We start from the raw sequence: 12,701 nt of genomic DNA on the forward strand, positions 1-12,701 counted from the left end.
CGGCCCGGGACAAATCCCCAGGCTAGAGGTGAAATTTCCGGAACGAAGGGGAATCGTGATGGTCAAGCCGATCGTGGTCGCCGTCGACGGGTCCGAATCCGCGGCCGTAGCCGTGTCCTGGGCAGCGGACGACGCGTGCCGCCGCGGGCTTCCGCTGCGAGTCGTGCACGTGTGCGAGAAGTTCAGCCTGCTGCCTGACGAGGTGGTCGAGCGGCAGCGCGACCACGGCGAGACAGTTGTCGCGGCTGCCGCCGAACGGGCTCGGGAGCGCGCGCCCGGTCTGCGGATCACCACGGAGCCGACGACCGGCAACGTCGTCGAGGAGCTCATCGCCGAGGCAGGCGACGCGGACTGCGTCGTGCTCGGCAGCCGGGGCCTGGGCGGCTTCACCGGCCTGCTCGTCGGGTCGGCCGGCCTGGGCGTCGCCGGGCACGCGCCCGGCCCGGTCGTGATCGTGCGCGGCTCGGCTGAAGCCGCTCACGGTGAGGTGGTGGCCGGGTTCGACGGTTCCCCGGCGTCGGAGGCTGCCCTGGAGTACGCCTTCCAGCAGGCCCGGGCGCGCAAGGCGCGCCTGCGGGTGATGTACGCCTGGCGGATGCCGGTCACCGGGCCGTACGCCTTCGGGATGGCCGACACCATCCGGAGCATCGAGCAGGGCGAGGTGGAGCAGGCGCGGGAGCGGCTGGCGCCGTGGCCGGGCAAGTACCCGGACGTGCCGGTCGTGGAGGACGTGGTGTGCGGCCATCCCGCGTACATGCTGAGCAGGGCGTCGCAATCGGCGGACCTGGTGGTGGTCGGCTCGCGCGGGCTGGGCGGCTTCGCCTCGGCGGTGCTGGGCTCCGTCAGCCACGCCGTGCTGCACCACGCGGCCTGCCCGGTAGCGGTCGTGCGGCCACGCCCCGCGGGTCAGGAGTAAGGGCCGAAAGTCCCATCACATCGGTGTCCTTCGCCTCGGTGCGAGGACTGGCGGGGCTGGTGTGCTGGACGAGATCACCAGTGAGAAAGAGGGATCCCCCATGTCCGTCACTCAACTACCCAGCCGCAGGAAGCTGGGCCCCTGGATGGCGACCGCGCTGGTAGTCGGGAACATGATCGGCTCCGGTGTGTTCCTGCTGCCCGCCTCCCTGGCCGCCTTCGGCAGCGCGAGCCTGGTGGCCTGGGCGCTGACCGCCACCGGGGCGCTGCTGCTCGCGCTGGTGTTCGCCCGCCTGGGCCGGGCCTACCCCAGGACCGGCGGGCCGTACGCCTACGCCCGTCAGGCTTTCGGCGACTTCATCGGCTTCCAGACCGCCTGGGGCTACTGGATCGCGGTCTGGGTCGGCAACGCCGCGATCGCCGTGGCGTTCGTCAGCTACCTCGGCTACTTCTGGCCCTCGGTGTCCGGCACCGCGCTGACGGCCTCCGGCCTGGCACTGGCCGCCATCTGGCTGCTGACCGCGGTCAACGTCCGCGGCGTCCGCCAGGGCGGCTGGGTCCAGGTGATCACCACCGTGGCCAAGCTGCTTCCGCTGGTGGGCCTGGCGGTGGCCGCGCCGTTCTTCATCGACGCCACCGACTTCACCCCGTTCAACCCCAGCGGTCAGGGCACCTTCGGAGCCGTCTCGGCGGCGGCCGCGCTGACGCTGTGGGCCTTCATCGGGATCGAGTCGGCCACCGTGCCCGCGGAAGACGTCGACGACCCGGAAAGGACGATCCCCCGCGCCACGATCATCGGCACGGTCGTCACCGCTACCGTGTACGTCCTGGGCACTGTCGCCGTCTTCGCCTCGGTGCCGCGCGACGTGCTGGGCAAGTCCACCGCGCCCTTCGCGGACGCCGCCGAGGCCATGTTCGGCCACTGGGCGGGCGTCCTGGTCGCGATCGGCGCGATCCTCAGCGCCTTCGGCGCGCTCAACGGCTGGATCATGCTGCAGGGCCAGGTGGCGCTCGCCGCGGCCCGGGACGGGCTGTTCCCGCGCGTGTTCGCCAAGCTGTCCCGCTGGGGCACGCCGGCCGTCGGCCTGGTCGTCTCCAGCGTGCTGGTCACCGCGCTGATGGTGCTCAACTACAACGCCGGGCTGGTCGAGCAGTTCAACTTCGTGATCCTGCTGGCCACGCTCACCACCCTCATCCCCTACGCGTACTCGGCGGCGGCGCAGCTGATGCTGGCCCTCACAGACAGCGAGCGCTTCTCCGGCAAGCGGCTGGCCACCAGCCTCACCATCGCCGGGCTGGCCTTCGCCTACGCCCTGTGGACCATCGCGGGCTCCGGCTATGAGGTGGTGTACAAGGGCACGCTGCTCATGCTCGCCGGGGTGCCGGTGTACGTGTGGCTGAAGTACCGCGACCGCCGCCCCGCGGCCGAGATCGAAAGGCAGGCGGCATGAGCGTGCTCCACGTGGACAGCGAGGTGGGTCCGCTTCGGCAGGTCATCCTGCACCGCCCCGGGCTGGAGCTGAAGAGGCTCACCCCCACCAACTGCGACGACCTGCTCTTCGACGACGTGCTCTGGGTCACGCGGGCCCGTCAGGAACACGACGCGTTCGCCGATGCCCTGCGCGAGCGCGGGGTGACCGTACACCTCTTCGACGAGTTGCTCACCGAGACGCTCAAGCTGGACCGGGCACGGGCGTGGGTGCTTGACCGGGTCGTCACCGAACCCGCGTTCGGCCCCACGCTGGCCGGGCCGCTGCGCGAGGCGCTGGACGCCATGCCCGCGGACACGCTGGCCCGGCATCTCATCGGCGGGCTGTCCAAGCGCGAACTCGGCCTCACGGTGGACAGCCTGCGCCTGGCCGGGCTGGAGGAGGACGGCTTCGTCCTGCCGCCGCTGCCCAACCACCTTTTCACCCGCGACGCCTCCGCCTGGATCTACGGCGGGGTGTCGCTCCATCCCATGGCCAAGCCGGCCCGCCGCAGGGAGACCACGCACGTGGCGGCCGTGTACGCCTTCCATCCGATGTTCGCCGGGCAGGCGCCGGTCTGGTATCCGGCGGATGCCTCGGCCAGCATCGAGGGCGGCGACATCCACGTCGTCGGCGACGGCGCGGTCCTGGTCGGCATGAGCGAACGCACCACCCCGCAGGCCATCGAGCTGCTGGCGCGCCGCCTGTTCGAGGCCGGGGCGGCCGACCGCGTCATCGTCGCGATGCTGCCGAAGAAGCGGGCGTTCATGCACCTGGACACCGTCATGACGACGGTGGACCGGGGCGTCTTCGTGGTCTACCCGGAGCTGCCGCCACTGCGCTCGTTCATCCTCACCCCCGGCCTGCGGGTGCATGAGAACGACGACCTGTTCAAGGCGCTCGGCGCGACCCGCGTGCTGCGCGCGGAGCAGGACGTGTGGGCGGCCGAGCGCGAGCAGTGGGACGACGGCACCAACGTGCTGGCCATCGCCCCCGGCGTGGTCGTCGCCTACGAGCGCAACGTCACCACCAACACGATGCTGCGCAAGCACGGCATCGAGGTCATCACCATCGCCGGCGCCGAGCTCGGCCGCGGTCGCGGCGGCCCTCGGTGCATGAGCTGCCCCATCGAGAGAGGCCCTTGATGAAAGACCTGCTGCGTGTCGCCGATCTGTCCCCCGAAGACCTCGCCGACCTTCTCCGCCGCGCCGAGGAGTTCATGCGGCACCCTCTCGCCGCGCACGACCTGTTGCGCGGCAGGACCGTCCTGCTCTACTTCGCCAAGCCCTCCACCAGGACCAGGATCTCCTCCGAGACCGCCGTTGCGCGACTCGGCGGGACCCCGGTCGCCGTCGGTCCCGCCGAGCTGCAGCTCGGTCGGGGCGAGACGATCGAGGACACCGCCCGGGTCATCTCCTCCTACACGGCGGCCGTGATCATCCGCACGTTCGCCGACCAGGACGTGCGGACCTTCGCCAGTGCCGCGCAGGTCCCGGTGATCAACGCCCTCACCGACGGCCACCATCCGCTCCAGGCGCTGGCGGACCTGATGACGCTGCGCGAGCACGTCGGTGACCTTCGCGGACGCAAGATCGCCTACGTGGGGGCGGCCACCAATGTCACGCACAGTCTGATGGAGGCCGCCGCGCCGGCCGGGCTCTCGATCGCCGTGGCCACTCCCCCTGCCTACGCGCCTGATCCCGCTGTGGAGGCGACGACCAGGAAGCTGTCCACCGGCGGGGACCTGCTGCTCACCGGTGACCCGCTCGAGGCGGTCGAGGGCGCGGACGCCGTCTACACCGATGTGTGGTTGTCCATGGGCGACCCGCCGGAGGAGAAGGCTGCTCGGGTCGCCGCGCTGAGCCCGTACCGGGTCACAGCCGAGCTGATGAGCGCGGCCGGGCCTGACGCGATCTTCCTGCACTGCCTGCCTGCCCATCGTGGCGAGGAGGTCACCGCGGAGGTGATCGACGGGCCGCGGTCCCGGGTGTTCCGTCAGGCCGCCAATCGGCTGCCGACGGTGCAGGCCGTACTGGAGGCTCTGCTGTGAGGATCGTGCTGGCGCTCGGCGGCAATGCCCTGCTGCGTCGCGGCGAGCGTGCCGACGCCGCGACGCAGTTGCGCAACGTGGCCGCCGCCGCCGACCAGATCGCCGAGGTCGCCGCGCAGCACCAGATCCTTCTCGTGCACGGCAACGGCCCGCAGGTGGGACTGCTGGCCGAGGAGAGCGAACGCGACCCGACGCTGGAGCGCGGCTACCCCCTGGACACCCTCGTGGCCGAGACCCAGGGCATGATCGGCTACTGGCTGGCGCAGAGCATCGGCCGCCGCCTGCCCGGCACGCCGGTCGCCGCGCTGGTCACGCAGGTCCGCGTGGATCCCGACCTGGGACCTCCCGTCAAGCCCATCGGCCCCTACTACCCGCCCGTCGAGGCCGAGCGGCTGACGCGCGAGCGCGGCTGGACCTTCTCCGATGAGCGGTACGGCATGCGGCGCGTCGTCCCCTCCCCGCGGCCGGTCGAGGTCGTCGAACTACCCGTCATCACCAGGCTCATGAGCGACGGCTGCGTGGTGATAGCAGGTGGCGGTGGCGGAGCCCCCGTCACCGGCGACCTGACAGGAGTGGAAGGGGTCGTGGACAAGGACCTGGTCGCGGCGCTGCTGGCCGAGCGGGTCCAGGCCGACCTGCTGGCCATACTGACCGACGTGCCCTATGTGTTCAGCGGCTACGGCACGCCCACCCAGCGCCCGATCCTGCGAACGAGCCCCGGGGAGCTGGCCGCGGGCGACTTCGCGGCCGGCTCGATGCGACCGAAGATCGAGGCGGTGTGCGGGTTCACCCGCAACACCGGACGCACCGCGGTGATAGGCGCGCTGAGCGAGATGACGACGGTGCTGCGGGGCGACAGCGGAACATGGGTGACCTAGGTCGCCCGAGCTGAGAAGCGTCAGATCCGGCCCGCCAGGGTCAGCTCCGGGACGGGTTCGGTGCCCCAGGCGTGCACGATCGTCAACGTCGCGCCGCACCGATCCGCTTCCGAAGCGGCCCACAGCAGGGCCGGTTCGGAAGCGGCGGTGCCCTCCACTCCCACCAGGATCCTCATGCCTCCACCGTCTTGGACTGTCCGCTGGAGCGGCAGAGGCCTTCGGTACCTGCTTTTGGGGACCTTCGGCCGCTGCCTGCCGTCCCCCGTGTGTGGTGACGTGGACTGACAGGGGGGAGGTCGTGCGATGAGATCAATGCTCCGCCTCCGGTACTACCGGCCGGATGGCAACCCCCTGCGCCGCACCTCCGATCGGCTGGAGGCCTTGGCGATGGCGATGGCCATCGCGCTGTTCCTGATCAGCATCTGGCCGTCGATCGTCGTAGGGAGGATGGCCGCCGACGCTCATCGGCGTGTCCCGGCCGGCGAGCACCAAGTGATCGCGACCGTCCTGGCGGACGTGCGCACCCCGCCCATGTACTCCGAAGAGACGGCGATGCGCGCCACGGCCCCGGCGACATGGACGACCCCGGACGGCAGGCAGCGCACCGGGCAGGTGGTCGTGCCCGCGTTCGCGGTCAAGGGCGACAGGGTTCGGGTGTGGATCGACGCCACCGGCTCACCCGTCACTCCCCCGCCCAGCCCATCCGAGAGCTGGTTGTACGGCGTCAGCTCGACGCTGCTCGTGCTGATGGGTACGGCCGCGCTCCTGGGCCTGCTGTTCGCGGGGGTCAGGTGGGGGCTGGACCGGCGGCGGTCCGCTCGGTGGGAGAAGGCCTGGCTGCTCGAGAACGAGCCCTGGCGGCGAAGGAGATCAGAATGAACGACACCATCTTCGTCGGCACCGACGGCTCACCGGTGGCCACGATCGCCGTCGGCTGGGCGGCCGTGGCGATACTGTGCGCTGCCGGGGAACGATCCGTGCACGTGGTGGTCGGGTCCCGCGGCCTGGCGCGATCAAGGGCGTCCTGCTCGGGTCCGTGAGCCTGGGCGTCGCGAGCCACGTGCGCGGGACCGTTCGACCCGGACAGAACTCACCGCGAGGAGCACAATGTGCTGCTCGACAAGCTGGCGGTCGGTCGCGCAATGCATCCCGATGTGACTGTCATCGACGATCTCACCAGCATCGACGCCGTGACCGCCCTGTCGGAAGCTTCGCGGACCGCGGCCCTGCTCGTGCTCGGCGGCTCGATGTCACCGGGCTCGGTGGGGCGCGGCGTTCTCCACCACGCCCACTGCCCCATGGCCGTGGTACGCCGCCCCTAAAGGTCGCCTGACAACCCCAGATAACGGCCGGATCACGTGCCCGTCGCCGGCTAGAGCCGCGCGCCGTGCTCAGCGGCGTGGACGACGTGGGCGTCCGGGCCGGGGAAGACGAGGCTCTCGTGTGCGCTGTCCTCCCAGCGCACCCGGTAGGGCGGGGTGCCGTCGGCGTGGTCCACTCCGACGATGAGCCCCATCCTGCGCGAGTCTCCGCCGCGCCTGCCCTCGACGATCAGCGTGTCGCCCGGTGCTGCTTTCATCATCATCTCCTATCAGCGGCTCGTCCTGCCCGGGGACCACGGCGTGCCGGCGCGATCGCCGCCGCGCCGGCTGTCACCACCGCGTCTCTCCAGGTCAGCCCCCCTCTGTCTCACCTCCAAGCTGCGCGCCCGGAGGGTCAGGGGGTAGGGCCGTTGGACCTCAGGTGCCCGTGACCATCGACGGGATGACCGGCTCGATACGGAACATGCCGGTCACGATCTCGCCGTGCTCCTCCCGGGGAGAGGTACGGCCGGCGATCGCCTCCAGCAGGTCCGTGGTGGTGATCAACCCGACGATCCTGCTGTCCGCCATGACGGGGACGGCGTCGGCCTGGGCGTCGAGCATCGCCGCCGCCACCTTCGACATCGGATCGGAGGGCTGGACATGCGGGGTACGGCGGCCGGCGACCAGGGACTTGACCTGGTACCGCGACTGCGCGTCCGGACCGCCCTGCCAGGCCGCCGCCACGTCCTCGCGGGTCAGGACGCCCAGCAGGCGCCCGCGCCGGCTGACCGGCAGGTGGTGCACGCAGGCACGGCGCATCAGCTCCCATGCCATCAGCACGGACTCCTCGGGTTCGACGACCACCAGCACCCGGCTCATCACCTGCCCGGCGGTCAGGTCCTCGACGCGCATGATGTCCTCCCTTCGGTGCGGCGGCCCATCAGCAGGTAGGCGATCGGCCCGACAGGCTGGACGAGCAGGGCGGGCCACCACAGGCTCTTGCGTCCACGGACGGCGTCCCGTGGGCGGAACCACAGGTCCACCGCCGCGGTCGCGGTGAGCGCCCATTCGATCGACGCCATCACCAGGATGGCGGCTTGCTGGCGCTGCGTGAGATCCCGCCATCGTCGGCGCTGTCGCATGTCCGGCTCCTTTCCTGCTCCTCAGCGTCTCAGTGTCCGGCCCGGACGGCAGACCCCGGTAGGGCCGGAAGTCCATCAGAAAGGGACCTTCGCCTCCGGTCGAGCCGACCAGGACCGGCGGTCAGGACGGCGGCGGCGAGGGTTCAATACCTCCGGGGGTATGGAGAGGTCATGCGGTCTTGCGTAGGCGGGTGAGGGCTGTCTCGACGTCCACACCGCCGGCGCGGTTGTAGGGCAGCCTGGACAGCAGCAGGCCCATGGCACAGGTGTCGGTGAGCGCCGCGAACGTCAGGCCCGCGCCGATGATCGCGGCGACGAGCACCGCGGCGGGGACCCAGAGGGTCGCCACGACCGAGGCGAGCACGAGGCTTCCGGCGACGAGCCGGACCTGCCGCTCCAGCGCCCAGCGTGCCTGTCCGCGATTGACGGGCGCGCCGATGGCGTTCCAGGCGTTCATGCCGCCGTCCAGGACGGCGACGTCGGTGAGCCCGGCCTCGCTCAGTGCCGCCCGGGCGCGTTCGGCGCGGATGCCGGACTGGCAGATGAGCAGCACGCGGCCGCCCGCGTCGGTGACGATGCGCCGCAGGTGGGTGTTCACCTGGTCGAGGGGCAGGTTGATGGCGCCGTCGATGTGCGCGGACTCGAACTCGGACGGGGTGCGGACGTCCACGACGAGGACCTCGGGGTTGGCGGCGATCAGCGAGCGGGCGGAGGCGGCGTCGATGCGGGACACGAAGGGGTTCTCCAGTTCGTTCTTGCGAAGGGATCAGGCGGCGTCGCGCGTGCGGCGTAGCGCGGTGACCACCTCGGGGACGCCTGCGCCGGTGAGCGCGATCGGCCGGTAGCCCTCGCGGGCCAGAAGTCCGGCGGCGATGCTCGCGCGGCGGCCTGAGCCGCACACGACGAGCACGGGACGCTCCGGATCGAGCTCGGCGGGGACACCCTGGGTGACCAGGTCGGGCAGGAAGCGCTCGACGGCGTTCGCCAGCCGGGCCTGCTCCAGCTCGCTGGGCATGCGCACGTCCAGCAGCTGGGCGTCCGGCTGGGTCAGGCGTTCGACGAAGGCGTCCAGTTCCAGCAGTTCGTACGTCTGGGTGGCCGTCTCGCCGAGGTCACGGACGACGCCCAGGACGGTGTCGATGCCGATCCGGGCGAGCTGGGTGACGGCCTCGGCGACGTCCTGGCCGGGTTCGGCGACCAGCGTGATCGGCTCGGCGTAGGGAAGCAGCCAGCCGGTCCAGCTACCGAAGTCGTCGGCCGATTCGATGCCGAGCGAGCCGGGCAGCATGCCGCGCGCCTGCGCCTGGCGCGGGCGGATGTCGACGATGTGGGTGTCCTCCGGTACGGCGTCGAGTTCGGGCACGCGAACCGGGGGCATCGGCGGCACGCCGAGCGTGTTGGCGGGGCCCATGTGCCGGTAGAAGGCCGGGACAGGCATGGGAGCGGCCAGGAGCGCGTCGGCGAACGCCTCCGCGTCGCCGATGGCCAGCAGCGGGTTGTCCGTCAGCTCCGTCCCGATGGTGGAGGTCAGGCGGCCGGCGCCGGTGGCGGTGCAGAAGGAGCCCTCGCCGTGTGTGGGATACAGGGCGACGCCGGGCGGCAGCGCCGCCAAGCGGCGCAGCGAGAGGTGCTGGAGGCGGGCCAAGGAGCGGGCTCGCCGGAGGCCGAGCAGGTCGGGCCGTCCGGCTGAGGCGACCAGCAGGCTGCCGCCGGAGAACAGGGCGACAGGCCGGCCATCGATGAGCACCAGGTAGCTGGTGTGTTCGGGGGTGTGGCCGGGCGTGTGGACGGGCCGGATGGTCAGCCCTGCGCCGCCTTCGATGTCCTCCAGGTGGAAGGCGGGTGTGTGCCGGTAGGCGGGGGCCGCGGCGGCGGGCAGCACCAGTTCGGCGCCGGTGCGCAACGCGGCCTGCTCACCGCCGGAGACGTAGTCGTTGTGCAGATGCGTCTCCAGCACGAACCGCAGCTCGACGTCCCCCTCCGCCGCGGCGTCCAGGAAGCGGCCGATGTCCCGCTGCGGATCGACGAGCACCCCCTGGCCCTCGTGGGTCAGCAGGTAGGTCTGGTCGCCCAGGCCGGGCGTCCGGAACGACGTGACGTCCATCCCACTCCTCCATTCCATACCCCTGGGGGTATCCGTGAGTCAAAAAGGTGCGGCCACGGTCGCTCCGTGGCCGCTGGTCTCAGGCGAGGGCCAGGAAGAGCTTCTCCAGCTCGGCGACGCTCATGGGTGGCTCGTCGCCCTGCCGCTGCGCGTCCTGGCAGTGCCGCAGACCGGTCGCGACAATCTTGAACCCGGCCCGGTCCAGGGCCTTGGAGACGGCGGCGAGCTGCGTGAGGACCTTCGTACAGTCCTCTCCCGCCTCGATCATCGCGATGACCCCGGCCAGCTGGCCGTGCGCCCGCTTGAGCCGGGTCAGCGCGTCACCCACCATGCCCTCGTTCAGCTCCATGCCCCCAAAGTACCCCCAGGGGTATACGAAAAGCGAATCCGGGCGGCCAACTCCAGCGGGGTGAGCTCGCTCGTGCAGCCGGCCGTCGAGCCTGTTCAGGGACGAAGGACCCCATGCATTAGGGACTTCTGCCTCCAGACCTCACGGGCGGAAAACCCGACGCTGGAGGTATGAACGAGCAGATCGTGGTGGCCGTGGACGGATCCGAGGCCTCCCAAGCCGCAGTCGACTGGGCGGCGACGGACGCGCGGCGCAGAGGCCGCACGCTGAAGGTCGTCCATGTGTGCGAGCAGGTGGCGACCGCCGAGACGGAGTACTGCGAGAAAGCGCTGGCCGCGGCGGTGGACCGGGCTCGCGTGATCCTGCCGGAGTCCGAGATCGCGTCCGCGCTGATGCCCGGGCATCCCGTCGAGACGCTCGTCGCGGAATCCGCGCGGGCCGACAGCATCGTGCTGGGCAGCCGCGGCCTCGGCGGGTTCGCCGGGCTGGTCGTCGGATCGGTCAGCCTGCTGGTCGCCGGGCACGCGACGGGACCCGTGGTGGTCGTGCGCGGCACCGATCCCGTCGAGCACGGCGAGGTGGTGCTCGGCTTCGACGGCTCGCGTCCCGCGCAGGCCGCCGCCGAGTACGCCTTCGAGCAGGCCCGCGCCCGCGGAGCGCGGCTGCGCGCGGTCTACGCGTGGCAGGCGCCGCCGGCCTCGCCGTACGCCGTGGGCTACGGCGGCTACGTGGCCTCGGTGTTCAAGACCGAGACCGCGGCGATGCGCGAGGCGCTGACGCCGTGGCGCGAGAAGTACCAGGACATCCAGGTGATCGACGACGAGGTGTGCGACCACCCGGTCTCGGCGCTGATCAAGGCGTCGCGGACGGCCGACCTCGTCGTGGTCGGCTCGCGCGGGCTGGGCGGCTTCGCCTCGGCGGTGCTCGGCTCGGTCAGCCACGGGGTTCTGCACCACGTCGAGGGGCCGGTCGCGGTCGTCCGTCCGAGGAAGGGTTGAACATGCGCGCGCTGGTGATCTACGAGTCGATGTTCGGCAACACCCGGCGGGTGGCCGAAGCCGTGGCGGAGGGGCTGTCGTCCCATCTGCAAGCCGAAGCCGTCGAGGTGGGACAGGCTCCCGCCGCCGTCGACGGCGACGCCGGCCTGCTGGTGGTCGGCGGGCCGACCCACGCCTTCTCCATGACCAGGCCCTCCACCAGGGCCTCGGCCGCGCAGCAGGCGACTCAGCCGCTGGTCTCGCCCGGCATCGGCATCCGCGAGTGGCTGGAGTCGGCATACGTGGGCCCGGTCCAAGCGGTCGCCTTCGACACCCGGGTACGGCACATGCCCGGGTCGGCGGCCCGCGCCGCCGCCAAGCAGCTGCACCGGCTGGGCGCCGCGATCGCCGGGCCGACGCAGAGCTTCTACGTCACCGGCACGACCGGGCCGCTCATCGACGGCGAACTCGAACGTGCCCGTTCCTGGGGCGAGCAGCTCGGCGCCACCTTCCGCACCCCTGAGCTCCTGGCCTGACGTCCTGTACGGCAGCGCCGGAAGGTTCCGCCGATCGAGGACCGCTGTCCGCCGCCTTCGGCAGTACCAGCGAACGTCCCCCATGCCCGGGCCTAAAGTCCCTAGGTGCGTCCGGGCCCGTGCGCGATCGTCGAAGTCATGACGTTCGTCGCAGCTCCCCCGCACCTGACGGATACCGCGTTCGCCGACTGGGACGTGCTCCAGGCGGAGACGCCCGATCCGCCGCTGTTCGACCCTGCCGTAACCGATCGGCTTCCCGAGCCCGCGCGCGCCTGGATCCTGCATGCCATCAGCCCCGGCACACCGCTGCGGAAGGCCGTCGTCCTCCACACGCACGGGCGCATCCGGCTCGGCCAGTGGCGCGACTTCACCGCCGACCAGGTCCTCGCGCCGCTGCGCGGCTTCGTCTGGGCGGCCGATGCCTACCTGGGAATCCTGCCGGTGCACGGCTTCGACCGCTACCACGACGGCGTGGGCGAGATGCGCTGGCGGGTGCTCGACCTGCTCCCCGTCATGTCCGGTACGGGCCCCGACGTGACCAGGAGCGCCGCGGACAGGCTGGCCTGCGAGTTCGTCATGGCGCCCGCGGCGGCCCTCGATCCGTCGATCACCTGGAAGGCCCCGGACGACCGTACGGCGCTCGCCTGCCTGGGCGGCCGGGAGATCACTCTTTCCATCGGGCCCGGTGGCGAGCTGCGCCGGGTGAGCATGCGACGCTGGGGCAACCCCGGCGGCCGGCCGTACACCACCCATGACTTCACCGTGGAGTGCCGGGCCGAGGACACCTTCGACGGGTTCACCATCCCCACCGACCTTCGCGGAGCGTGGGACGGCCAGGACTTCATCACCTTCACCGTGGACGACGCGATCTTCCGATGAGAGCAGAGACCAAAGTCCTTTCGATCTCGGGTCGTACGGCACTGCTCGCGATCCCCCGCGAACAGTGTCATTGAGGCAGACCTCGACGAAGGGAGGCC

18 protein-coding genes are annotated in these 12,701 nt (G+C 71.3%); 11 read left to right on the forward strand and 7 right to left on the reverse strand.

Annotation, left to right across the window (positions count from 1 at the left end; translation table 11 throughout):
- Positions 1-58: 58 nt before the first annotated feature.
- The 5 genes from KIK09_RS24600 (at position 59) to KIK09_RS24620 (ending at position 5,312) form a co-directional block, all read left to right on the forward strand.
- Positions 59-916, forward strand: a complete 858-nt coding sequence (locus tag KIK09_RS24600) for a universal stress protein (protein WP_214321698.1) — start codon at positions 59-61, stop codon at positions 914-916.
- A 100-nt stretch (positions 917-1,016) separates the two neighbouring features.
- Complete coding sequence (locus tag KIK09_RS24605; RefSeq protein WP_214321699.1) at positions 1,017-2,366, forward strand: amino acid permease; 1,350 nt, start codon at positions 1,017-1,019, stop codon at positions 2,364-2,366.
- Positions 2,363-3,529 (forward strand): arginine deiminase, encoded by a 1,167-nt coding sequence (locus KIK09_RS24610; RefSeq protein ID WP_214321700.1) that lies wholly within the window; start codon positions 2,363-2,365, stop codon positions 3,527-3,529. The genes KIK09_RS24605 and KIK09_RS24610 overlap by 4 nt, the downstream gene beginning before the upstream one ends.
- Positions 3,529-4,434: an ornithine carbamoyltransferase gene (gene argF / locus KIK09_RS24615; RefSeq protein WP_214321701.1), complete on the forward strand. Its 906-nt coding sequence runs from the start codon at positions 3,529-3,531 to the stop codon at positions 4,432-4,434. Before KIK09_RS24610 ends, argF begins: the two co-directional genes overlap by 1 nt.
- A complete protein-coding gene (locus tag KIK09_RS24620; RefSeq protein ID WP_214321702.1) occupies positions 4,431-5,312 on the forward strand; it encodes an amino acid kinase family protein in 882 nt (293 codons plus the stop codon). The genes argF and KIK09_RS24620 overlap by 4 nt, the downstream gene beginning before the upstream one ends.
- Before the next feature lie 20 nt (positions 5,313-5,332).
- Here KIK09_RS24620 and KIK09_RS24625 read toward each other — a convergent pair whose 3' ends face one another.
- Positions 5,333-5,488 carry a universal stress protein gene (locus KIK09_RS24625; RefSeq protein WP_214321703.1) on the reverse strand — a complete coding sequence of 52 codons (156 nt, stop codon included), beginning with the start codon at positions 5,486-5,488 and terminating at the stop codon, positions 5,333-5,335.
- 127 nt (positions 5,489-5,615) lie between these two features.
- On the opposite strand from KIK09_RS24625, the gene KIK09_RS24630 reads away from it, so the two are divergent.
- From KIK09_RS24630 to KIK09_RS24640, 3 genes are all read left to right on the forward strand, one after another.
- Entirely contained in the window at positions 5,616-6,191 is a 576-nt protein-coding gene (locus tag KIK09_RS24630) for an Rv1733c family protein (protein ID WP_214321704.1), read from the forward strand.
- On the forward strand, positions 6,188-6,352 hold the full coding sequence (locus tag KIK09_RS24635; protein WP_214321705.1) for a hypothetical protein: 165 nt from the start codon (positions 6,188-6,190) through the stop codon (positions 6,350-6,352). The genes KIK09_RS24630 and KIK09_RS24635 overlap by 4 nt, the downstream gene beginning before the upstream one ends.
- Before the next feature lie 69 nt (positions 6,353-6,421).
- Positions 6,422-6,634 carry an adenine nucleotide alpha hydrolase family protein gene (locus tag KIK09_RS24640; protein WP_214321706.1) on the forward strand — a complete coding sequence of 71 codons (213 nt, stop codon included), beginning with the start codon at positions 6,422-6,424 and terminating at the stop codon, positions 6,632-6,634.
- A 50-nt stretch (positions 6,635-6,684) separates the two neighbouring features.
- On the opposite strand, the gene KIK09_RS24645 is transcribed toward KIK09_RS24640, so the two are convergent.
- The 6 genes from KIK09_RS24645 to KIK09_RS24670 form a co-directional block, all read right to left on the reverse strand.
- A complete protein-coding gene (locus KIK09_RS24645; protein ID WP_214321707.1) occupies positions 6,685-6,891 on the reverse strand; it encodes a DUF1918 domain-containing protein in 207 nt (68 codons plus the stop codon).
- A 160-nt stretch (positions 6,892-7,051) separates the two neighbouring features.
- Positions 7,052-7,528, reverse strand: coding sequence for a CBS domain-containing protein (locus KIK09_RS24650; RefSeq protein WP_214321708.1), 477 nt, complete (start codon positions 7,526-7,528; stop codon positions 7,052-7,054).
- The gene (locus tag KIK09_RS24655) at positions 7,510-7,758 is read right to left on the reverse strand and encodes a PLD nuclease N-terminal domain-containing protein (RefSeq protein ID WP_214321709.1); all 249 of its coding nucleotides are present in this window, start codon (positions 7,756-7,758) and stop codon (positions 7,510-7,512) included. The genes KIK09_RS24650 and KIK09_RS24655 overlap by 19 nt, the downstream gene beginning before the upstream one ends.
- Positions 7,759-7,927: 169 nt before the next feature.
- The gene (locus KIK09_RS24660) at positions 7,928-8,491 is read right to left on the reverse strand and encodes a rhodanese-like domain-containing protein (RefSeq protein ID WP_214321710.1); all 564 of its coding nucleotides are present in this window, start codon (positions 8,489-8,491) and stop codon (positions 7,928-7,930) included.
- A gap of 33 nt (positions 8,492-8,524) precedes the next feature.
- Entirely contained in the window at positions 8,525-9,862 is a 1,338-nt protein-coding gene (locus KIK09_RS24665; RefSeq protein ID WP_214321711.1) for an MBL fold metallo-hydrolase, read from the reverse strand.
- Between the two features lie 79 nt (positions 9,863-9,941).
- Entirely contained in the window at positions 9,942-10,211 is a 270-nt protein-coding gene (locus KIK09_RS24670; protein ID WP_214321712.1) for a metal-sensitive transcriptional regulator, read from the reverse strand.
- A gap of 170 nt (positions 10,212-10,381) precedes the next feature.
- Between KIK09_RS24670 and KIK09_RS24675 the strand changes: the two genes are divergently transcribed.
- From KIK09_RS24675 to KIK09_RS24685, 3 genes are all read left to right on the forward strand, one after another.
- Complete coding sequence (locus tag KIK09_RS24675; protein ID WP_214321713.1) at positions 10,382-11,209, forward strand: universal stress protein; 828 nt, start codon at positions 10,382-10,384, stop codon at positions 11,207-11,209.
- A 2-nt stretch (positions 11,210-11,211) separates the two neighbouring features.
- Entirely contained in the window at positions 11,212-11,724 is a 513-nt protein-coding gene (locus KIK09_RS24680) for a flavodoxin family protein (RefSeq protein WP_214321714.1), read from the forward strand.
- Between the two features lie 138 nt (positions 11,725-11,862).
- Positions 11,863-12,603 carry a DUF6544 family protein gene (locus KIK09_RS24685; RefSeq protein ID WP_214321715.1) on the forward strand — a complete coding sequence of 247 codons (741 nt, stop codon included), beginning with the start codon at positions 11,863-11,865 and terminating at the stop codon, positions 12,601-12,603.
- The last annotated feature ends 98 nt before the right edge of the window (positions 12,604-12,701 follow it).

Source organism: Nonomuraea sediminis, assembly GCF_018531495.1.
In the GTDB taxonomy this organism is placed as follows: Bacteria; Actinomycetota; Actinomycetes; order Streptosporangiales; family Streptosporangiaceae; genus Nonomuraea; species Nonomuraea sediminis.